Genomic DNA, 21,680 nt, shown 5'->3' with positions numbered 1-21,680 from the left:
TGCCTCAAACGCAGCCTTTGAAATATTATTTCTTTTTACGGACGATAACGCCGGTTACGCCAATATTATTTGCCTTGAATGTCTCGTTTGCGGCATATGCGACGCCGTGACACACAAGACCATAACGCCAGGCGGGACTTTCGTCGTAGAGCCGCGCCGCCTCTCGAAGGCCTCCGCCGAACTGCGCGCGCGCGGTTTCGGCGAGATCACCCTGCCCCCGTCCACCGAGACGGCCGAGAAACAGGCGTCGCGCTGCACCGACTGCGGCGTGCCGTTCTGCCAGAACGCCTGCCCGCTTCAGAACAACATCCCCGACTGGCTGCGCCTGTCGGCCGAGAACGAGGTGCGCGAGGCCTGGCGCGTGTCGTCCCAGACCTCGACCATGCCTGAAATCTGCGGCCGCATCTGTCCGCAGGACCGGCTGTGCGAAGGCGGCTGCACCCTGAACCAGTCCGGCTGGGAAGCCGTCACCATCGGCTCGGTCGAAGCCTGGATCGCCGAACAGGCGTGGCGGAACGGCTGGGTCGAACCGATCCGCCCCCTGGCCGAACGCGGCGAGAGCGTCGGCGTGATCGGCGCCGGCCCGGCGGGCCTGGCGGCGGCCGACCGGCTGCGCTGCGAAGGCTATCAGGTCACCGTCTATGACCGGCACGACCGGGCGGGCGGCCTGCTGATCTACGGCATCCCCGGCTTCAAGCTGGAGAAGCACGTCGTCCAGCGTCGCGTCGACCGCCTGGCCGAGGGCGGGGTCGAATTCGTCCTGGGCTGCGAGGTCGGCAAGGACGTGACCCTGAGCGAACTGCGCGACCGCCACGACGCCGTGCTGCTGGCCATGGGCGTCTATCAGCCGCGCATCCTGTCGGCCCCGGGCCGGGGCCCGGACTCGACCGTGGAGGCGCTGCAGTACCTGACGCACCAGAACCGCCGCGACCTGGGCGACGCCGAACAGGACGGCTGGCACGAGGCGCGCGACAAGCGCGTCGTGGTGATCGGCGGCGGCGACACGGCGATGGACTGCGTCCGCACCGCCGTCCGCCAGGGCGCCCGCAGCGTCACCTGCGTCTATCGCCGCGACCGGGACAACATGCCCGGTTCGGCGCGCGAGGTGCAGAACGCCGAGGAGGAAGGCGTCGTCTTCGAATGGCTGGCCGCGCCCAAGGCGCTGCTGTCCCAGGGCGACGCCGTGACCGGCGTGCGCGCCCAGCGCATGGCACTGACCGAGGCCGCGCCGGGCGAGCGGCGCAACATCGCGCCAGTCCCCGGCTCGGATTTCGACATTCCCGCCGACATCGTCATCGAGGCCCTGGGCTTCCAGCCCGAGCCCTTCGCGGCGCACGAGCCCGACCTCAAGCTGCGCGACGACGGCACGATCAAGGTCGGCGCCGTCAGCTTCGCCACCAGCCTGCCCGGCGTGTTCGCCGCCGGCGACGCGGTGCGCGGGGCCTCGCTGGTCGTGTGGGCGGTGCGCGAAGGACAGGACGCCGCCGCCGAGATCGATCGTTACCTGAAGGCTGGCGCCGAAGGGGTCGCGGCATGAGCGATATCCAATTTCCGCTCATCCCGGCGAAAGCCGGGACCCAGACCTTTGGGCGCTCCGGCGGAGCAATCGAATCCACGATTTTCATCCCTGCCGCCCGTGCCTTGCGAAAGCACTGGATCCCGGCTTTTGCCGGGATGAGCGGAGGGGTTGGGTGAACGCATGACCTGGCTGAACCAGTACGAAGAAACCCGCGCGCGGCTGGAAGCCGGCCACGCCTACGACCGCGCGTCCGAGCGCGACGCCTGCGGCGTCGGCCTGGTCTGCTCCATCGACGGCAGCCCGCGCCGCGACGTGGTCGACTATGCGATCCGCAGCCTGAAGGCCGTGGCCCACCGGGGCGCGGTCGATCCCGACGGCCTGTCCGGCGACGGCGCCGGCGTCATGGTCGAGCTGCCGCAGGGCTTCTTCGCCGACCAGGTCGCCTCCATCGGCCAGTCGGTGCGCCCCGGCCCGATCTGCGTCGGCCAGATCTTCCTGCCGCGCACCGACCTGGGCGACCAGGACCGCGCCCGCGCCATCGTCGAGACCGAGGCGCTGCGCGCCGGCTTCTGGATCTATGGCTGGCGCCAGACGCCGGTGGACCTGTCCGTGGTCGGGACCAAGGCCGGGGCGACCCGTCCCGAGATCGAACAGATCATGCTGGCGCCCCCGCTGGACGACGCCGGCCGGCCGCTGGACGGCGAGGCGCTGGAGCGCGAACTGTTCCTGACCCGGCGCCGCATCGAGAAGACCGTCAAGACCGAGAACCTGCAGGGCGTCTATATCTGCACCCTGTCGTCGCGCTCGATCGCCTACAAGGGCATGGTCGCGCCGAACTGCTGGGCGACCTGTATCCCGACCTGGAGGACCCGCGCTTCGTCTCGGCCTACGCCGTCTTCCACCAGCGCTATTCGACCAACACCTTCCCGGAATGGCGGCTGGCCCAGCCCTTCCGCATGCTGGCCCACAACGGCGAGATCAACACGCTGAAGGGCAACCTCAACTGGATGAAGTCGCACGAGATCCGCATGGCCGCCCAGGCCTTCGGCGACCGCGACGGCGAGGTGAAGCCGGTGGTCCAGCCGGGCGGGTCGGACTCGGCCTCGCTGGACAACGTCTTCGAGGTGCTGGTGCGCGCCGGCCGCCCCGCCCCGATGGCCAAGGCCCTGCTGATCCCCGAGGCCTGGGCCAAGGACGACGTGGTGATGCCCGAGGCGCACCGCGCCTTCTACGCCTACTGCAATGCGGTGATGGAGCCGTGGGACGGCCCGGCCGCCATCTGCGCCGTCGACGGCCGCTGGGTCGTGGCCGGCAAGGACCGCAACGGCCTGCGTCCCCTGCGCGCGGTCGAGACGGTGGATGGCCTGCTGATGGCGGGCTCAGAGGCCGGTCTGGTTCCCATTCCCGAAAGCCGGGTGAAGCGCCGCCTGCACATCGGCCCCGGCAAGCTGATCGCCGTCGATATGGCGAACGGCCGGCTCTATGACGAGCACGAGGCCGTCGAGGCCCTGGCCGCCGCCCATCCCTATACGGACTGGCTGGACAACATGGTGGACCTGGAGCCGATCATCGGCCCCGGACCCGAGCCTCGGTCGGCCCAGGGCGAAGCCCTGACGCGCCGCCAGATCGCCGCCGGCTTCAGCCGCGAGGACCTGGACCTGACGCTGGATCCGCTGATCCGCGACGGCAAGGAGGCGGTCGGCTCGATGGGCGACGACGCGCCGCCCGCCGTCCTGTCGGCCCTGCCGCGCCCGCTGTCGCACTATTTCCGCCAGAACTTCAGCCAGGTCACCAATCCGCCCATCGACCCGCTGCGTGAAGCGGGCGCCATGAGCCTGAAGACCCGGTTCAAGAACCTGGGCAACATCCTGGCCGAGGAAGAGGCCCAGACCGACGTCTTCGTGCTGGACAGCCCGGTCCTGACCAACGGCATGTACGACCGGATGCTGGACACCGTCGGCGCCGGCGCCACCGCCGTCATCGACTGCAGCTACGACGTGCCGGCCGACGACGCGCGCCCCGGCGCCGGCCTGCGCGCGGCCTTGGACCGCATCATGGACGAGGCCGAGGCCGCCGCCCGCGACGGCGCGGCCCTGATCGTCCTGACCGACCAGCACGGTTCGGCCGAGCGCCTGGCTGCGCCGATGATCCTGGCGACCGCCGGGGTTCACGGTCGTCTGACCAAGGTCGGGCTGCGCACCTATTGCTCGATCGTCGTGCGCACCGCCGAGACGCTGGATCCGCACGGCTTCGCCGTCCTGGTCGGGGTCGGCGCCACCACCGTCAACGCCTGGCTGGCCCAGGACCTGTTCCAGGAGCGCCTGGACCGGGGCCTGTATCCCGGGCTGACGCTGCGCGACGCCTGCCTGAATTACAAGAAGGGGATCGAGGCCGGACTGCTGAAGACCCTGGCGAGGAAGGGCATCAGCGTCATCTCCGCCTATCGCGGCGGCTGCGAGTTCGAGGTGCTGGGCCTGTCGCGCGCCCTGACGGCCGAGTTCTTCCCCGGCGCCCCGTCGCGCATCTCCGGCATCGGCCTGGCGGGGCTGGAACAGGCGGCCATGAAGCGCCACCGCCTGGCCTGGGGCGAGGCCCAGCCCGTCCCGTCGATGGGCGGTTTCTTCAAGATCCGCTCGGGCGGCGAGGCCCACGCCCACGAGGCGCGGACCATCCATCTGCTGCAGGACGCCTGCAACCGCGGCGACTACCGTCGCTTCAAGCAGTATTCCGAGGTGGTGCGCAACCAGCCGGACCTCAGCCTGCGCGACCTGCTGGACTTCCGCGAAGGCGCCGCCATTCCCATCGATCAGGTCGAGAGCGTCTCGGACATCCGCAAGCGCTTCCTGACCCAGGCCATGTCGCTGGGCGCCCTGGGGCCCGAGGCGCACGAGACGCTGAACATCGCCATGAACCGCATCGGCGCCCGTTCGGTGTCGGGCGAAGGCGGCGAGGATCCGGAGCGCTATCACCCGCGCCCGAACGGCGACGACGCCAATTCGGCGGTCAAGCAGGTGGCGTCCGGCCGCTTCGGCGTCACGGCCGAATATCTGAACCAGTGCCGCGAGATCGAGATCAAGGTCGCCCAGGGCGCCAAGCCCGGCGAGGGCGGCCAGCTGCCCGGCTTCAAGGTCACCGAATTCATCGGCCGCATGCGCCACGCCGTGCCGGGCACCACCCTGATCAGCCCCCCGCCGCACCACGACATCTATTCGATCGAGGATCTGGCCCAGCTGATCTACGACCTGAAGGCGATCAATCCCGACGCCCGGGTCACGGTGAAGCTGGTGTCCGCCTCCGGCATCGGCGCCATCGCGTCCGGCGTGGCCAAGGCCAAGGCCGACGCCATCCTGGTCGCCGGCCACAACGGCGGCACCGGCGCCTCGCCCCAGACCTCGATCAAGCACGCCGGCCTGCCGTGGGAGATCGGCCTGGCCGAGGCCCACCAGGTGCTGACGCTGAACAATCTGCGCGGCTCGGTGACGTTGCGGACCGACGGCGGCCTGCGCACTGGCCGCGACGTGGTCGTCGCCGCCCTGCTGGGCGCCGAGGAGTTCGGCATCGGCACCACGGCCCTGATCGCCATGGGCTGCCTGATGGTGCGCCAGTGCCATTCCAACACCTGCCCCGTCGGCGTCTGCTCGCAGGACGAGCGGCTGCGCGAGAAGTTCACCGGCACGGCCGACAAGGTCGTCAACCTGGTCACCTTCATCGCCGAGGAAACGCGCGAGATCCTGGCCTCCATCGGCGCCCGCACCCTGGACGAGATCATCGGCCGCACCGACCTGCTGCGCCAGGTCCATCGCGGCGGATCGCATCTGGACGACCTCGACCTGAACCCGCTGCTGGTCCAGGTCGACGAGGGCGCGGCCGGCAAGTGGGCCGACAAGGCGGCTCGCAAGCCCATCGAGGACAGCCTGGACGCCCGCGTGCTGAAGGACGCGGTCCGCTTCCTGGATCGCGGCCAGACGCTGGAGCTGTCCTATCCGCTGAACAACACCCAGCGCACGGTCGGCGCGGCCGTCTCCTCGGCCATCGTTCGCCGCTTCGGTCCGCAGGGACCGACCGGGCGGCTGCGGCTGAAGCTGGAAGGCATCGCCGGCCAGAGCTTCGGCGCCTTCGCGGCCAGGGGCCTGGAACTGCACCTGACCGGCGAGGCCAACGACTATGTCGGCAAGGGGCTGTCAGGCGCCGAAATCTCCATCCGCACGCCGGAATGGCGCCCGAACCAGCTGATCTGCGGCAACACCACCCTGTACGGCGCGACCTCGGGCCGGCTGTTCATCGCCGGGGCGGCGGGCGAGCGGTTCGCGGTGCGCAACTCCGGCGCCAGGCCGTGGTCGAAGGCCTGGGCGCCCACGGCTGCGAATACATGACCGGCGGCCGCGTCGTCGTTCTGGGCTCGGTCGGCTGGAACCTGGCCGCGGGCATGAGCGGCGGCGAACTGTTCGTCTGGGACGCCGACGGCGCGGCCGCCAAGGCCCTGAACGGCGACCTGGCCGGCTTCGCCGACATGGACGAGGCGGCGGCTCAGCGGCTGCAGGGCCTGATCCGCGCGCATCTGGACGTCACCGCCTCGCCCCTGGCGCGCCGCCTGCTGGCCGACTGGCCGACGGCCCTGGGACAGTTCACGCGGATTCTTCCGCTGACGGAGATTGTCAGACAGCCGGAACGGCTCAAGACTTCGGCCTGACCGCCTTCGCTCTCTCCCCAGGGTTCACGCCGATGAAACGACACGTCGCCCTCGCCGCCGCAACCGCCGCCGGGGCGGCGTCCCTGGCCTGTCCGGCCCTGGCTCAAACCCTGGCCCAGGACGCCCTTCTGGCCCACCAGGCGCCGCTCCAGATCGACGGGGCGGCCACGGCCTGGATCCTGACCGCCACCGCCCTGGTCCTGATGATGACCCTGCCGGGCCTGGCCCTGTTCTACGGCGGCATGGTCAGGAAGAAGAACATCATCAGCGTCATCGCCCAGTCCGCCGCCGCCTTCGCCGTGGTCAGCGTGCTGTGGTTCATCGCGGGCTACAGCCTGTCGTTCGGCGCCGGACCGGCGGCCGTGGACGGCTTCGTCGGCGGCCTGCAGGCGGCCTTCCTGAACGGCGTGACGATGCGGACGGCGCATGGCCTGCTGCCCGGCCTGCCCGAACTGCTGTTCGTCAGTTTCCAGATGACCTTCGCCATCATCACCCCGGCCCTGATCGCCGGCGCCTTCGCCGAACGGATGAAGTTCTCGGCCAGCGTCCTGTTCTTCGCCCTGTGGCACCTGATCGTCTATGCGCCGATCTGCCACCAGGTCTGGGGCGGCGGCTGGATCGGGTCGCTGGGCGTGCTGGACTTCGCCGGCGGGGCGGTTGTCCACGTCAACGCCGGGGTCACGGGCCTGGTCTGCGCCCTGGCGCTGGGGCCGCGGCACGGCTTCGGGCGCGACAACATGGCGCCGGCCAACCTGGCCTACAGCGCCATCGGCACGGGCCTGCTGCTGGTCGGCTGGATCGGTTTCAACGCGGGGTCCGCCGGGGCCGCCGACGCCCTGGCCGCCGCCGCCGCCTTCAACACCCTCTTGGCCGCCGCCAGCGCCGCGATCGGCTGGATGGTGGTGGAATGGATCGAGCGCAAGCGCCCGACCTTGCTGGGCCTGCTGTCGGGCATCGTCGGCGGTCTGGTCGCCATCACCCCCGCCGCCGGCTTCGTCGACCCCAAGGGCGCCTTCTTCATCGGGCTGATCGCCGGCCCGGCCTGCTACGCCGGGGCGGTGTGGCTGAAGCGCGCCTTGAAATACGACGACAGCCTGGACGCCTTCGGCGTGCACGGGATCGGCGGGATCGTCGGCGCCCTGCTGACCGGCCTGTTCGCCACCACCGCCGTCAATCCGCTGGCCGAGGGCGCCACGGTGTGGAAGCAGGCCGTGGGCCTGCTCGGCGTCATCGCCTGGAGCGCCGCCGGCGCCTATCTGGTGCTGACCATCTGCCGCCTGACCACCGGCCTGCGCGTGACCAAAGAGCAGGAGATCGAGGGCCTGGACTACACCCAGCACGGCGAAGCCATCCACTGACCTGAACGCCCTCTCCCGTCCCCGTCCTGCCTCCCTCTCCCATCATCCTCGGGCTTGACCCGAGGATCGGGCGTGGATCGGGCCGTACGTCGCTGTCTTCGCACCTGCGGCTGAACCTCCGATCCCCGGGTCAAGCCCGAGGATGACGGGTGTGGAGGACGGCGGGAATGCGAGGTCGGAACCCGCCAACTCTCCAAGTGACGCTGCCTCGACCGCAACGATTCCAACGGCTTGCCTGATTCTCGCGCCCCCCAGCCCGCCTGAGCTGGAAACCGTGCCATGCTTTCCTCGTCCCGTCGCACCGGAGGGCTCGTAAGGCCTGCGACCTTGCGGCGGCGGGAGCGGAGGAAGCGGGGGCGGGTCTGGAACGGCCCGCGCCGCCTCGCCGGCCGGCGCACCGGACGCGCGAGGCGGAGGGTCGAGGGGGATACTCGGCCGCACCCGGACGGTTCTCGCAGGAGCCGCCGGCCCGCCGCAGGCTTATGGGGTTAGGCGATAAGACCGCCACCACTCGGCGCCCCGAGCTTGCAGGTCAATCCTCCGCGCGGAGCGTCGAACTTCGTCGAAACGGTACTCACATCACAGACCTCCGGGCGAAGGCCCGGCGCTCCGCCCGGCCCTCCAAACTCCGCCCGGAACGGCGGAGGCGCCCCGCCATGCCCGACCCGTCAGATTTCCTGGTTGAAGGCGCCGATCTCGGGATAGGCGGCCAGGCGCGGCTTGACCTCCTTCCTGAACAGGTCGCGCATGTCGTCCTCGGACCGCATGCTCTCGACCACCACGACCAGTTCGGGCTTGTTGGACGAGGCGCGGACCAGCACCCACGATCCGTCCTCCAGGTGCACCCGAACGCCGTTGACGGTGATGGCCTCGACGATCTTGCGGCCCAGGATTTCCCCCCCGGCCTCGGCCAGGTCGGAATATTCCTTCACGATCCGCTCCAGCACTTCGTACTTCAGCTCGTCGTCGCAGTGCGGGCTCATGGTCAGGCTGGTCCAGGCGTCCGGCAGGGCCGCCTTCAGCTCCGACAGCGTCTTGCCCGGATTGCGGTCCAGCATGGCCAGGACGGCGCCGGCCGCGACCAGGCCGTCGTCGTAGCCGTGGCCCAGTTCGCCGGCCATGAAGAAGTGGCCCGACTTCTCGAACCCGGCCAGGGCGCCGATCTCGGCGGTCTTGCGCTTGATGTAGCTGTGCCCCGTCTTCCAATAGACGGTCTCCGCCCCATTGGCCTTCAGGACCTCGTCGGTCTTGTACAGGCCCGTCGACTTCACATCGGGACGACGAAGGTGCTGTTCGGATGGATGGCCGACAGGTCGCGGGCCAGCATCAGGCCGATCTTGTCGGCGAAGATTTCCTCGCCCGTGTCGTCCACCACGCCGCAGCGGTCGCCGTCGCCGTCGAAGCCCAGGGCCAGGTCGGCGCCCGTCTCCTTCACCCGCTGGGCCATCTGCACCAGCATGGCGTGGTCCTCGGGGTTGGGATTGTACTTGGGGAAGGTGAAGTCCAGGTCGGTGTCCATCTCGATCACCTCCACGCCCATGCGCCGCAGGGCGTCGGGGGCGAAGGCGCCGGCGGTGCCGTTGCCGCAGGCGCAGACCACCTTCAGCGGCCGCTTGACCTGAACCTTGGAGGCGACATCGGCGATGTATTTTTCGCGGAAGTCCTCGACCCGCACCAGCTTGCCGCCGTCGCGGGCCACGCCCTGGCCGTTCAGCACGATCTCCTTCAGGCGGCCGATCTCGTCCGGCCCGAAGGTCAGGGGCGGATTGGCGCCCATCTTCACGCCGGTCCAGCCGTTCTCGTTGTGGCTGGCGGTGACCATGGCCACGCACGGGGCGTCCAGTTCGAACTGGCCGAAATAGGCCATCGGCGACAGGGCCAGGCCCACGTCCAGCACCTCCATGCCGCCTTCCAGCAGGCCCAGGATCAGCGCCTGCTTGACGCTGAGGCTATAGCCCCGGAAGTCGTGGCCGGTGACGATCTTGGGCCTGACGCCGATCTCGTGGACATAGGTCGCCAGGCCCAGACCCAGCGCCTGGACGCCCAGCAGGTTGATCTCCTTCTCCAGGATCCAGCGGGCGTCGTATTCCCGAAAGCCGGTCGGCTTGACCAGCGCCTGCGTCTCATAGGCGGCCGTGTTCGGCTTCAGGTCCTGGCGGGGCTTCAGCATGGGAATCCTTGGGAAAGAACGGCGGGGCGACCGGGCCTTAGGGCCAGACCAGCGCCAGGGCGACCATCAGGACGACGCCGGTCAGGGCCAGCGCGAAGAACAGGCGGTCGGACATGGCGAAGGTATAGCGGCGGCCCCGGTGAAGCTGCAACAACGCACGGAGGACGATATGGCTCCGGTCGCCGCGTCGCCCGGCGAAAACTTGACCGGTTCGTGACGGCGTCCTACGCCCGACGGACCGCCTCCCGGAGACGCCCATGCCCCGCCTGATCCTGTTGCGCCACGGCCAGAGCCAGTGGAACCTCGAAAACCGCTTCACCGGCTGGGTCGACGTGGACCTGACCGCCGAGGGCGAGGCCCAGGCCCGGCGGGGCGGCGAACTGATCGCCGAGGCGGGTTTCAAGCCGGCGGTGATGTTCACATCGGTCCTGACCCGCGCCAAGCGGACCGGCGCCCTGGCGCTTCAGTCCGCCGGCCTGAAGGACGTTCCCGTGATCGAGGACTGGCGCCTGAACGAGCGCCACTACGGCGGGCTGACCGGGCTGAACAAGGCCGAGACGGCCGAAAAGCACGGCGAGGACCAGGTCAAGGTCTGGCGGCGCAGCTATGACACGCCGCCGCCCCCGTTGGCGCCGGGCGGCGAGTTCGACTTCACCACCGACCCCCGCTACGCCGGCAAGGCCATCCCGGACACCGAAAGCCTGAAGACCACCCTGGACCGGGTGAAGCCCTATTGGGACGAAGAGATCGCGCCGCGCCTGAAGGCGGGCGAGGACGTGCTGATCGCCGCGCACGGCAATTCGCTGCGCGCCATCGTCAAGCTGCTGTTCGCCGTGCCGGACGACAAGATCGTCGGTGTCGAGATCCCGACCGGCAATCCGCTGGAGATCGACCTGGACGATCAGCTGAAGCCGACCGCCGCGCGCTATCTCGATGCGTCGCGCGCCGAAGACCTGCCGGCCGTCGCATGACCTGGAGCGACGCCGACCGCGCCTTCATGGCCCAGGCCATCGATCTGGCGACCGGACGCATGGGCGAGACCTGGCCCAATCCGGCGGTCGGCTGCGTCCTGGTCAAGGACGGCCGCGTGGTCGCCCAGGCCGCCACGGCGCCGGGCGGGCGCCCCCACGCCGAGGAACAGGCCGTGCCCGCCGCCGGCGACCAGGCGAAGGGCGCGACCGCCTATGTCACGCTGGAGCCGTGCGGCGCCCGCTCGTCAGGCCGCAAGTCCTGCGCCCATTTCCTGGCCGACGCCGGGGTGTCGCGCGTCGTCATCGCCTGCCTGGACCCCTCCCCCTTCGCCGCCGGACGCGGCACCGAGCGGCTGCGCGCCGCCGGCCTGACCGTCGAGACCGGCCTGATGTGCGAAGAGGGCGCGGCCCTGTGCGAAGGCTTCCTGCACCGGCTGGAGACCGGCCGGCCGATGGTGCGGGTGTCGAAGGACGGGGCCGGCTTCGACGGCCGTTTCGCCGCCTCTTCCAAGGCCGATCTGGTCACCGAACTGAAGCGGCTGGGCGAGGCCGGCTACACCCGCCTGTGGACCGCGCCCGGCGAACTGGCCGACGCCCTGCGCGACCAGGGCCTGCTGACCGAATAGCGCGGATCGATAATCTTTCTTAAGTCGGACGCCGTAAGGTGATCGGATGGTCGCCGTCGCCGAACCGATCGTCAGGAAGCGCCTTTCCCAGGCTGAGCTGGACGTGATCTGCGCCCGGCACGACCGTCTGTTCCAGGCGCGCCCCGGCGGCGCGCGCGCCGTCTTCGCCTGGCTGGACCTGACGGGCCTCAGCCTGAAGGGGCGCAATCTTTCCGACGCGGACTTCGCCGGCGCCTGTCTCGAGACCTGCGACCTGACCGGCGCCAAGCTGGACAACGCCAACTTCTTCGGCGCCGACATGCAGGACGCGATCCTGGCCGACGCCTCCCTGCGCCGCGCCGATCTGCGCGGGGCCTGCCTGCGCGGCGCGGACCTGTCCGGCGCCGACCTGTTCGAGGCCGACCTGCGCGAGGGCACCATCGCCGCCGCCGACGCCAAGCTGGGCTTCAAGGTCATCGAGCCGCGTCCCCGCGACCAGACCCAGGTCGGCGGCGCCTGCCTGGCCGGCGCCAATCTGCAGCGTTCCAAGATGTCCGGCGTCATCGCCATCAAGGCCGACTTTTCCGGCGCGGTGATGAAGGACTGCAAGCTGGTCCGGGCCAATCTGAAACAGGCCGACTTCCGCGGCGCCGATCTGGCCGGGGCCGACCTGTCGGGCGCCGACCTGTCGGGCGCCGACTTGCGCGACGCCATCCTGGTCGGCGCCAAGACCACGATGTGGCGCGCCGACGGGGCCGATCTGGACGGCGCCCTGACCGACACCCGCTGCGCCGGCGCGCCGGTCTCCGAGATGCCGGCCGCCGAAATGCTGCGCGAACACGCCCGCTGGTGCGAAAGCGGCGGCGCCCAGGGCCAGCCCTCAGTCTTCGACGGGGTCGACCTCCGGCCGCTGAAGTCGATCGTCGGCCTGAACCTGACCGCCCTGTCCGCCAAGGGCGCAGTCTTCTACGGCCTGGACATGGAGGGCGTGCAACTGCAGGGCGCGCACCTGGAGAACGCCGACCTGCGATCGGTCAACCTGCGCCGCGCGGACCTGCGGGGCGCGCGGCTGAGGGGGCCAAGTTGACGGGCTCCGACCTGCGCGAGGCCCAACTGGGACCGCTGATGATCACGGCGGACCGGCTGCTGCCCGCCGATCTGACGGGCGCCAATCTGCGCGGCGCGGACCTGGCCGGCGCGGACCTGCGCCGCGCGGTCCTTGCGGGGGCGGACCTGGGTCGGGCGACCCTGCACGGCGCCCAGACCCGTCAGACGGACTTCACCGACGCCAATCTGACGGGCGTGCGCGGCCTGACCATCGACCAGGCCGCCTGATCGCGCTTACGCCAGGGCCTGCAGCTTTTCGACCAGATCGGTCTTTTCCCAGCTGAAGCCGCCGTCGGCGTCCGGCTCGCGGCCGAAGTGGCCATAGGAAGTCGTGCGGGCGTAGATCGGCTTGTTCAGCTTCAGATGCTCGCGGATGGCGCGCGGCGTCGCCCCGCCGATCAGTTGGGGCAGTTCGCGCTCCAGCACCGCCTCGTCGATCTTGCCGGTGCCATGCAGGTCGACGTGCACGGATTGCGGCTGGGCCACGCCGATGGCGTAGCTGAGCTGGATGGTGCAGCGGTCGGCCAGGCCGGCGGCCACGACGTTCTTGGCCAGGTAGCGCGCGGCGTAGGCGGCCGAGCGGTCCACCTTGGTCGGATCCTTGCCCGAGAAGGCGCCGCCGCCATGCGGGGCCGCGCCGCCATAGGTGTCGACGATGATCTTGCGGCCCGTCAGGCCCGCGTCGCCGTCCGGCCCGCCGATCTCGAAGATGCCGGTCGGATTGATGTGCCACACGGTCTCGTTGGTGATGAAGCCGTCGGGCAGCACCTCGGCCACCACCGGCTTGACCACCTCGGCCACCTGGGCCTGGGTCAGGCCCTTGGCGTGCTGGGTCGAGACGACGATGGAGGCGGCGCGAACCGGCTTGCCGTCCTCGTAGTACAGCGTGACCTGGCTCTTGGCGTCCGGCTCCAGCCGCGTGTCGCCGCCGTGCCGCAGCTCGGCCAGCTTACGCAGGATACGGTGGCTGTAGGCCAGGGTGGCCGGCATCAGTTCCGGCGTCTCGTTCGAGGCGTAGCCGAACATGATGCCCTGGTCGCCGGCGCCCTCGTCCTTGGTGTCCGTGGAATCGACGCCCACGGCGATGTCGACCGACTGGCCGTGCAGGTGGTTGGAGAACTCGAACGTCCGCCAGTGGAAGCCGTCCTGCTCATAGCCGATGTCCTTGACGGCGGCGCGCACGGCGGCCTCGATCTCGGCCTCGACGCCCGGCGCCCAGCCGCCGTCTTCCCAGATCCCCTTGCCGCGAATTTCGCCGGCCAGGACCACCCGGTTGGTGGTTGTCAGGGTCTCGCAGGCGACGCGCGCCTCGGGATCCTTGGCCAGGAACAGGTCGACGACCGTGTCGGAGATGCGATCCGCGACCTTGTCAGGATGGCCCTCGGAAACGCTTTCGGAGGTGAAGAGAAAGGACGAACGCGCCAAGCCGAAGGCTCCTGTCTGGGATGTGGCGAACACACATATAAAGACATGCTTATATCTTCAAGCGTTCGACATCCATCCCCGGCGCCGCAGACATGACAAAGCCCTCCCCGCCCGACGGCGAAGAGGGCTCAACGGCCGGAGCCGCGATGGATCAGTTGCGCAGGCCGCGCGCGACCAGCAGCAGGGCGTCGCGCTTGTCCGCGTCGTCGATGCCGCGGAAGGCCGACAGCAACTCCGACACGCCCGGCGCCGCCAGGACCAGCTCGTCCCCGTGCTCGCCGTCCAACTCGCCCAGCAGGGCTGCGCCGGTCGTCTTCAGCACCGCCGCGATCTGCAGCAGACGGGCGGCCGAGACACGGTTCACGCCGCGCTCGTACTTCTGAATCTGCTGGAAGGTCACTCCGGCGCCGGCGGCCAGTTGGGCCTGGGTGATACGGAGTTCTTCGCGGCGGCTGCGGATGCGGGTTCCGATCGCCACGTCAACGGGATCTACTGCGTCGGTCATTGGGGCCTGTAAAGCTCGACGAAAGCCGCGTGAGGCCTGAAAACACGGCGTCCGTCAAGGCCGCGCTCCTCATATTTCACGCAATTATACGCCCTATGCGGGTTGTCGGCGGCGACTGCTCGCGCCAAGGCCCTGAAAGCGTTGAACAACGCGGAGTCTTCCCTACACAGGCGAAGACCGGGCCCATCACACGCCCAGACTGTGAACGCACACGCCCTGTTAATCCTGGCCGATATACAACCTATCCGTGCTGTCGAAGGAGCGCGGTCGTGGCCTCATCGTCTTCAGTCCGGAATTCGCCGCTGCGGATGCGGCAAGGCTCCGCCGCCGTCGAGTTCGCCCTGATCGGTCCTGTCCTGATCGCGCTTCTGCTGGCGGCGGTGGTGTATGGCGGCTGGTTTCTGCTGGCCCAGTCGGTGCAGTCCCTGGCGTCGGAGGCCGCCCGGGCCGCGCTGGGTGGGCTCGACGCCCAGGAGCGCGCCGCGCTGGCCCAGGCCGAGGCCGACGCCACAGTGGGCGATATCGGCGCCCTGGAGGCCCGGCGGCTGGCGCTGCGGGTCGAGGACGACGGCGTCACGGTGCGCGTGGTCGCCGCCTACGACATCCATGACCACCCGATCATGCTGCTGGGCGGGATGCTGCCCCGTCCCCCGGAGGTCATAGAACGTTCCGCCGTCGTCCGGTTCGGGGAGCGGTGAGGTGATCCGCGCGCGGAAGCTGCTGACGGATCGACGCGGCGCGGTCGGGGTGACGGCGGCGGCGGGCCTGGCCTTGCTCGCCCTGGTCGCGGCCATGGCGATCGACCTCGGCGGCCTGGCGCTGCACGCGCGGCGGCTTCAGGGGGCCGCCGACCTGGCCGCCCTGGCCGCGGCCGGAAATCTGGACGGAGCGGCCGCCGCCGCGCAGGCCACGGCCCAGGCCAATGTCGCGCGCGGTCCTCTGTCGGTGGAGACCGCGATCGGCCGCTACACGCCCGACAAGGCCGTGGCGCGCCGAGAACCGCTTCAACGCGGGCGGCGGCGAACCCAACGCGGCCCGCGTGACGCTGACGGCGCCCGCGCCGCTGTTCTTCAGCCGGTGGCTGATGGGCCGCGACCGGGTCGTCGTCGCCCGTGACGCGACGGCGGCGATTTCCGACAGCCCCAAGGCCATGTTCAGCCTGGGCTCGCGCCTGGCGCGGCTGGATGGCGGCGTGGCCAACCAACTGCTGACCGGCCTGACCGGCAGCCAGGTGTCGCTCAGCCTCATGGACTACCGCGCCGTGGCGGACCTGGACGTCAATCTGCTGGCCTTCACCGACGCCCTGGCCACGCGCCTGGGCGTGACTGCTGGAGATTACGACGCCCTGCTGGGGACCACGGTGGACGCAGGAACCGCGCTGGGCGTCCTGGACGCGCTGGCGGGCGGCCGGGACGGCGGCGCGCTGGGCAAGCTCACCGGCGCGGCGGCGGGGGTCAAGGTGCCCCTTGGGCGCCTGATTGGGGTCGACGCCCAGGCCCCGGACGGACTGCGCGCCGGTCTGGACGCGGAGGTCTCGGCGCTGGACCTGATCACCGCCATGCTGGAGGTCGGCGCCGGCGACCGGCAGATGGCGCTGAAGCTGGACGCGCCGCTCGGCGTGGCCGATCTGAAGACCCGCCTGGCGATCGGGGAGCGCCCCAATCGCTCGCCCTGGCTGACCGTCACCGGGACGGGGGCTCCGATCATCCGCACGGCGCAGACGCGCCTCTACATCCGCCTTAGGACGTCGGCCAAGCTGGCCGGCCTGGCGCAGGTGGACCTGCCGATCCTGGTGGAGCTCGCCGCGTCGGAGGCGCGACTGAACGCCCTGTCGTGCCGGCCGAACGAGGCGGTCGAGGTGGGGGTGCGCCCCGGCCTGGCGCGCGCCATGGTCGGCGTGGTGGACGAAAGCCGCCTGGATGATTTCAAGCGCCCGCTGAACCCGCAGCCCGCCACGATCCTGTCCCTGCTTGGCCTGGTCGTGCTCGACGCCAAGGCCGACATCGAGGCGGCGGACACGCGCTTCAAGGCTCTACGGTTCGACCGCGCCGAGATCGACGCCGGCGCGGTCAAGACCGTCGCCTCCCGCCATCTGGCCGACAGTCTGATCGCCTCGCTGCTGCAACGGCTGGAGCTGACGCCCCGCGTGCTGAACCTGCCGCTCGATCTGGGAGGGCTGACGCGGGCGCTGGGCGGCCTGCTGGCGCCGATCGGGCCGGCGCTGGACGCCCTGCTGAACCCGGTCTTCGACCTGCTGGGTCTCAGGTTCGGAGAGGCGGACGTGCAGGTCCACGGCCTGTCCTGCCCCGACCAGGGCCGGGGCCTCCCCAGGCTGGTGGGATGACGATCAGGCGCTGGCGGCGCGCAGGCCGGCGGCCGACGCCTGCTGGATCGCAGGCCGGCGCTGGCCGCCCGAGGCGATGATGCGGTCGATGCGGCTCTTTTCGGCGCGGAAGGCGGCCAGGTCAGCGCCGGTCAGTTCCGTGCCCTCCTGGGTGCGGATGCCCGCCGGATTGATCCGCTGGCCGTTGCGCCAGATTTCATAGTGAAGGTGCGGGCCTGTCGAGGCGCCGGTCGAGCCGACGTAAGCGACAACCTGGCCCTGGCTGACGCGCTGGCCGGCGCGGATGCCCGAGCCATAACGCGAGAGGTGGCCGTAGCCGCTTTCCAGGCCGTTGGCGTGGCGAATGCGCAGCCAGTTGCCGTAGCCGCCCCAACGACGGGCCTCAACGACCACGCCGTCCGCCGGCGCGACCACCGGCGTGCCGGAGCCGGCCGCGAAGTCGATGCCCTGGTGCATCTTGCGGAAGCCCGAGATCGGGTGCGTGCGAACGCCGAAGCTGGAGCTGATGCGGCGGAAGCTCTGCAGCGGCGTGCGCATCATGGCCGAGCGCAGGTTCTTGCCGTTCTCGTCGAAGAACTGGTCTTCCTTCGCGCCGGCGGGACGGAAGCGGTAGAAGGTCCGGCCCTTGAGTTCGGCGTACATCAGGTCGCCGACGCCGACCGTGCGGCCGGCCTCGGTGACGTCGCGGTCGAACACCAGGGTGAACTCGTCCGAGGCGCGGATGTCGCGCTGGAGATCGAACTTGGTGGCGAACAGGCGGCTGGCGGCGCGCACGATGGAGGCGGTCGCGCCAAGTTCGCGGGCGCTGGCCGACAGCGAGCGCTCCACGTCGCCCTTCAGCACGACGGTCTCGTGGGTGACCTTTTCCTCCAGCGAGCGCAGGCGAAGCGCGCCGTCGAAGCTGCGCGACACCGTCAACTGGCTGGCCGGGCCGGTCCGCATGGTCAGGCCGATCAGGCGGGCGTCGCCCCGACCGTCCCTGGGCTTGGCGATGGCCGTCTCGAACCGAAGGCCGGCGCGAAGCTCGGTCAGGTCGAAGGCGTTGGCGATGGTGGCGGCGACGGCGCTGGCTTCCTCGGCGGCGACGCCGGTGCGGCGCACGGCCTGCTCGAAGGTCTCGCCGCGACGAATCTGAACGGGAACGGCCTCGGGGGCGGTCAGGCCGGCGGGCGATCCAGCGGCGGCGAAGGCTTCGGCCTCCAGCGCGGCGATCTGGGTGGCGGACAGAGGCGAAACCTCTTCCGCCTGGGCGGGTTGATAAGCGCGTCCGGCGAACAGAGCCACCGATATGGCGGCGACCGCGGTCAGCATGTGCGGCGCAAGGCGCATGTGCTGCCGGCGTGGGTCGAACTGAGCCATCGTTCCCCGTCTGTTGGCGACGCCCCTAGGGCGCCAAAGCGTACTGCAGCGAAGGCTCGCGCCCAAGGCCCCGGACGCGAAGGCAAGCCCTATAGCCCGCCTGTACCAGTTTGGGAAGACAGTCCGTTACAAATGGTTAACGGGCCGACATCTTCTGTAAACGTTTCACTTTTCGCGCCGACGGTTCAGAGAACACGTTAGAGAACATGAGGGGCGTGCGCGCCGCGCTTGTTGACATTCCCGCCCTCTTGTCGCCCAGCTTGGCTGCAACGCATGCCCGCCGGATGGTGTTCGCACGCCTGGATATCGATCTTGTGCTGACCTCGGGCGACATCGATTCTGTCTCAGTTCTCACCTCTCGCTTGACGCCAATCGCTTGACCGACGCCCCGGCCGATCCGAAGCCCGCCCCCGGGCGTCCGCCCTCGCCCCGCTCGGCGCGCCTGGCGCGGCGGGCCGGCGCGACCTTGCTGGTCGTGCTGATCATCGCGGCGGTGGCGCTGGCCGCCCTTTACCTGAACCGCCGCGCGGCGGCGCGGCAGGCGCTGGTGGGCTGGCTGGACCAGCGCGGCGTTCCGGCCGAGGTCGAGGTGGAGCGGATAGAGCTGGACGGCTTCGTCGGCCGTATCCGCATCGGCGATCCGGCCAACCCCGACGTGACCGTGGAACGGGTCGAGGTCGACTATGCGGTCGGCCTGCCGTGGTCCCGCGCCGGCCTGGGCGTCACGCCCAGCCGCATCCGGCTGGTGCGCCCCGTGGTGCGCGCCGCCTGGCGTGACGGAAAGCTGTCGCTGGGCGCGCTGGACCCGGTCCTGAAGGAGTTCACGGGACAGCCGCCGCGCCCGGATTCCCGCGCGCCCGTGGTCATCGTCGAGGACGGCCGCGCCCGCGTCCAGACCGAATACGGACAGATCACCGTGCGCGGCGATGCGCGCCTGGACGACGGCAAGCTGATGCGCCTGGCCGCGGACGTGGCCGCGCCCGCGCTGAAGAGCGGCGACATCCAGGCGCAGGGCCTGGGCGGGCGCATCGACCTGGCCACGCGCGGCGACCGCGTGGCCGTGACCCTTGCGGCGACGGCGGCGGCCTTCGACGCTCCGGCGGCGGCCGGCCGGACAGCGCGGCTGACGCTGCAGGGCGACCTGCCCTATCCGGACCTGAAGACGCGCCGCGGCGACGGCCGGGCGATCCTGGACGCCCGGCTGACCGCCGACAGCCTGGGCCCAACGGGTCTTCAGGCCCGCCGGGCCGATGTCGCCTGGCGCTTCGACGGGCGGACCGCCGGGTGGCTGGAGACCTTCCGCATCGAGGGCCGCCAGGACCTCGACCTCAAGGCCGAGACCGTCGAGGGGCTGGACCTCCGTGTCGCCCGCCTGGCCGCCCAGGCCGATGGCGGCCGCCTGGTGGTGGCCCGCGACGACGACCTGCGTTGGAGCGTGGACACGCCGCTCCGGCTGACCGCGGCCTCCGCCCGGAGCGGAGAGGCCCAGGCGCGCGGCGCCGACATCCGCATCGGCGACCTGAGCCTGGGCGGACGCGGCGCGGCCGTGGAGGCGACCGGCCAGGCCGACGTCGCCTTCGACGCGCTGGGCTTCGCCGACCTGACCCTGCGCCAGGCCCGGGGCCGGATGGCGCTGGACCTCGTCCAGGACGGAGCGATGCGGATCGGGCTGACCGGCGGCCTGCGGTCCGCGGAGGCGTCGTGGCCGCTGTTCGGGCCGGTCGCGGGCGACGACCTGCCGGACCTGGCGGAGATCAAGCGGGCGCTGGGGGCCTTCGCTCTCGACGCCCCGGCCTTCGCCATCGAGACCGGCAGCGAGGGCACGCGCGTCAACCTGGCCCGGCCCGCCGTTCTTCGGCCGATGAACGGCGGCGCCTTGACGGTGAGCCCGTCGGGACAGGCCGTCTATCAGGCCGAACCGGGCCGCCTGGGCGGCGGCGCCCTGGCGCTGAAGGCGACGCGCGGGCGCGGCCTGCCCGAACTGGACGTCGCCGTGCCGGAATGGCGCCTGACGCCCGGCGGCTTCGAGGCGCGACTGGACGGCCGCGCCGCGCTCGATTTCGACCTGGCGCGCGGCGTCAAGGCGCGGACGGCGGGCCGGCTGGCCCTGACGGACGGAACCCTGACCTATGCGCCGCAGGGTTGCATCGGGCTGACCGTCGACCGGCTGGAGCTGGACGAGAACGACGTCCACCAGATCGCCGGCCGGCTATGCCCGCAGGACGGCCCCCTGTTCGCCTCGCGCGAAGGCGTCTGGCGCGTGCGCGGCGCCTTCCAGGAGGCGCAGGCCCAGGCGCCGTTCCTGGGAATGCGGTTCGAACAGGTGGCCGGCCAGGTCGCGGTGGACGGCGGCCCCGCGGGGATCGGCCTGACGGCGACCGTGGGCGACGCCCGCGTCGTCGACGCGACCGACCCGCGGCGCTTCCATCCGCTCACGGCGCGGGGCCAGGCGCGCCTGGCGGGCGAACGCTGGACCGGCGCCTTCGACCTGAGCCGCGCGGGCGCGGCGTTGGGCGACCTGGCCCTGGCGCACGACGGCCGCACCGGCGCGGGGGGATTGAGCATCCACACCCCCCAGATCGTCTTCGCCGAACACGGGCTTCAACCGTCGGACCTGTCGCCCCTGCTGGACGACTTCGTCCAGTCGCCGGTGACGGGATCGGTCGGCTTCGAGGGGCGCTTCGACTGGACCAAGGACGCCGAACCGACCTCGAGCGGCCGCCTGACCGTGCCCGGTCTGGACTTCGTCAGCCCGGCGGGACCGATCGAAGGCTTGAAGGGCGACATCGTCCTGACCAGCCTGACGCCGCTGGTCACGGCGCCGGATCAGCACTTGACGATCGACCGGCTGGACACGGCGACCGACGCGACGGCCCTGGACCTGACCTTCTCGCTGACGCCGACGGCCCTGGAGGTCGCCGGGGCGCGCGTGGCGGCGGGCGGCTTCGTCTCCGTCGAGCCGCTTTCGATCCCGCTGGACTCGACGCAGCCATACAGCGGCGTAGTGGTGCTGGACCGCGTGCAACTGGGCCAGGTGGTTTCCGATTCCGGCTTCGGAGACAAGGTCAAGCTGGACGCCCTGGTCTCCGGCCGCCTGCCCTTCACCTCCGACCCCAGGACCGGCTTCAAGGTCGTCGGCGGATCGCTGGTCGCGGTCCAGCCGGGTCGGCTGTCGATCAGCCGGGAGGTGCTGACCGATGTGGACGCGGGCGGCGGAGGCGACGCCGTGCCGCCCGGCATGGTCGAGGACCTGGCCTACCAGGCGATGGAGAACCTGGCGTTCGAGGTGCTGACCGCCGACGTCAACAGCCGCGACGACGACCGCATGGCCGTGCTGTTCCACATCCGGGGCCGCCACGATCCGCCCCAGCGGCAGGAGCTGCGCCTGACGATCAGCGACCTGATCAGCCGGCGCTTCCTGAACCGCACCCTGCCCTTGCCGTCCGACACCGGCATCGACCTGACGCTGGACACGACGCTGAACCTGAACCAACTGATCGGCGACCTGATGGCGGTCAACCGCGCCCGCCAGGGCCAGGCCGAGGAAGACGCCAGCCGCCCATGACGGACGTCGCCATCATTCAGCCGCCGTTCACCGCCGGACGTGCTAGAACATCCTTCAACCTT

The 21,680-nt window shown here is 70.7% G+C and carries 11 protein-coding genes and 3 pseudogenes; 10 read left to right on the top strand and 4 right to left on the bottom strand.

Annotation, left to right across the window (positions count from 1 at the left end; genetic code table 11):
• Nucleotides 1-106: 106 nt before the first annotated feature.
• From MU852_RS11455 to MU852_RS11445, 3 genes and pseudogenes are all read left to right on the top strand, one after another.
• On the top strand, nucleotides 107-1,537 hold the full coding sequence (locus MU852_RS11455) for an NAD(P)-dependent oxidoreductase (protein WP_249749683.1): 1,431 nt from the start codon (nucleotides 107-109) through the stop codon (nucleotides 1,535-1,537).
• 162 nt (nucleotides 1,538-1,699) lie between these two features.
• Nucleotides 1,700-6,209, top strand: a pseudogene (gene gltB / locus MU852_RS11450) (glutamate synthase large subunit).
• 32 nt (nucleotides 6,210-6,241) lie between these two features.
• On the top strand, nucleotides 6,242-7,567 hold the full coding sequence (locus tag MU852_RS11445) for an ammonium transporter (protein WP_283843602.1): 1,326 nt from the start codon (nucleotides 6,242-6,244) through the stop codon (nucleotides 7,565-7,567).
• Between the two features lie 668 nt (nucleotides 7,568-8,235).
• Here MU852_RS11445 and MU852_RS11440 read toward each other — a convergent pair.
• A pseudogene (locus MU852_RS11440) lies at nucleotides 8,236-9,737 on the bottom strand (phosphomannomutase/phosphoglucomutase).
• A gap of 257 nt (nucleotides 9,738-9,994) precedes the next feature.
• Here MU852_RS11440 and gpmA point away from each other — a divergent pair.
• From gpmA to MU852_RS11425, 3 genes and pseudogenes are all read left to right on the top strand, one after another.
• Entirely contained in the window at nucleotides 9,995-10,708 is a 714-nt protein-coding gene (gpmA, locus tag MU852_RS11435) for a 2,3-diphosphoglycerate-dependent phosphoglycerate mutase (RefSeq protein ID WP_249749682.1), read from the top strand.
• Nucleotides 10,705-11,334 carry a bifunctional diaminohydroxyphosphoribosylaminopyrimidine deaminase/5-amino-6-(5-phosphoribosylamino)uracil reductase RibD gene (gene ribD, locus MU852_RS11430; RefSeq protein ID WP_249749681.1) on the top strand — a complete coding sequence of 210 codons (630 nt, stop codon included), beginning with the start codon at nucleotides 10,705-10,707 and terminating at the stop codon, nucleotides 11,332-11,334. Before gpmA ends, ribD begins: the two co-directional genes overlap by 4 nt.
• 46 nt (nucleotides 11,335-11,380) lie before the next feature.
• A pseudogene (locus tag MU852_RS11425) lies at nucleotides 11,381-12,648 on the top strand (pentapeptide repeat-containing protein).
• Between the two features lie 6 nt (nucleotides 12,649-12,654).
• Here MU852_RS11425 and metK read toward each other — a convergent pair.
• Both metK and MU852_RS11415 read right to left on the bottom strand, forming a co-directional pair.
• Complete coding sequence (gene metK / locus MU852_RS11420; RefSeq protein ID WP_249749680.1) at nucleotides 12,655-13,845, bottom strand: methionine adenosyltransferase; 1,191 nt, start codon at nucleotides 13,843-13,845, stop codon at nucleotides 12,655-12,657.
• A gap of 151 nt (nucleotides 13,846-13,996) precedes the next feature.
• Complete coding sequence (locus tag MU852_RS11415; RefSeq protein ID WP_249749679.1) at nucleotides 13,997-14,350, bottom strand: helix-turn-helix domain-containing protein; 354 nt, start codon at nucleotides 14,348-14,350, stop codon at nucleotides 13,997-13,999.
• 308 nt (nucleotides 14,351-14,658) lie between these two features.
• Between MU852_RS11415 and MU852_RS11410 the strand changes: the two genes are divergently transcribed.
• From MU852_RS11410 to MU852_RS11400, 3 genes are read left to right on the top strand one after another with little or no spacing between them, the layout of a single operon-like run.
• Nucleotides 14,659-15,048, top strand: coding sequence for a TadE/TadG family type IV pilus assembly protein (locus tag MU852_RS11410; protein ID WP_249749678.1), 390 nt, complete (start codon nucleotides 14,659-14,661; stop codon nucleotides 15,046-15,048).
• Between the two features lies 1 nt (nucleotide 15,049).
• Nucleotides 15,050-15,466, top strand: a complete 417-nt coding sequence (locus MU852_RS11405; protein ID WP_249749677.1) for a pilus assembly protein TadG-related protein — start codon at nucleotides 15,050-15,052, stop codon at nucleotides 15,464-15,466.
• The gene (locus MU852_RS11400; RefSeq protein ID WP_249749676.1) at nucleotides 15,390-16,694 is read left to right on the top strand and encodes a Tad domain-containing protein; all 1,305 of its coding nucleotides are present in this window, start codon (nucleotides 15,390-15,392) and stop codon (nucleotides 16,692-16,694) included. The genes MU852_RS11405 and MU852_RS11400 overlap by 77 nt, the downstream gene beginning before the upstream one ends.
• A gap of 3 nt (nucleotides 16,695-16,697) precedes the next feature.
• On the opposite strand, the gene MU852_RS11395 is transcribed toward MU852_RS11400, so the two are convergent.
• Nucleotides 16,698-18,053: a M23 family metallopeptidase gene (locus MU852_RS11395; protein WP_283843600.1), complete on the bottom strand. Its 1,356-nt coding sequence runs from the start codon at nucleotides 18,051-18,053 to the stop codon at nucleotides 16,698-16,700.
• A 376-nt stretch (nucleotides 18,054-18,429) separates the two neighbouring features.
• On the opposite strand from MU852_RS11395, the gene MU852_RS11390 reads away from it, so the two are divergent.
• Nucleotides 18,430-21,618: an intermembrane phospholipid transport protein YdbH family protein gene (locus tag MU852_RS11390; protein WP_249749674.1), complete on the top strand. Its 3,189-nt coding sequence runs from the start codon at nucleotides 18,430-18,432 to the stop codon at nucleotides 21,616-21,618.
• Nucleotides 21,619-21,680 lie beyond the last annotated feature (62 nt).

This window comes from Brevundimonas albigilva (assembly GCF_023503965.1).
GTDB classification, from domain to species: domain Bacteria; phylum Pseudomonadota; class Alphaproteobacteria; order Caulobacterales; family Caulobacteraceae; genus Brevundimonas; species Brevundimonas albigilva.
This window is presented reverse-complemented; position numbering and strand designations above follow the sequence as displayed.

Coding starts and splice junctions, on each gene's coding strand:
- MU852_RS11445 (WP_283843602.1), top strand. CDS start 6,242: ATGAAACGACACGTCGCCCTCGCCGCCGCAACCGCCGCCGGGGCGGCG.
- gpmA (WP_249749682.1), top strand. CDS start 9,995: ATGCCCCGCCTGATCCTGTTGCGCCACGGCCAGAGCCAGTGGAACCTC.
- ribD (WP_249749681.1), top strand. CDS start 10,705: ATGACCTGGAGCGACGCCGACCGCGCCTTCATGGCCCAGGCCATCGAT.
- MU852_RS11415 (WP_249749679.1), bottom strand. CDS start 14,350: ATGACCGACGCAGTAGATCCCGTTGACGTGGCGATCGGAACCCGCATC.
- MU852_RS11410 (WP_249749678.1), top strand. CDS start 14,659: ATGCGGCAAGGCTCCGCCGCCGTCGAGTTCGCCCTGATCGGTCCTGTC.
- MU852_RS11395 (WP_283843600.1), bottom strand. CDS start 18,053: ATGGCTCAGTTCGACCCACGCCGGCAGCACATGCGCCTTGCGCCGCAC.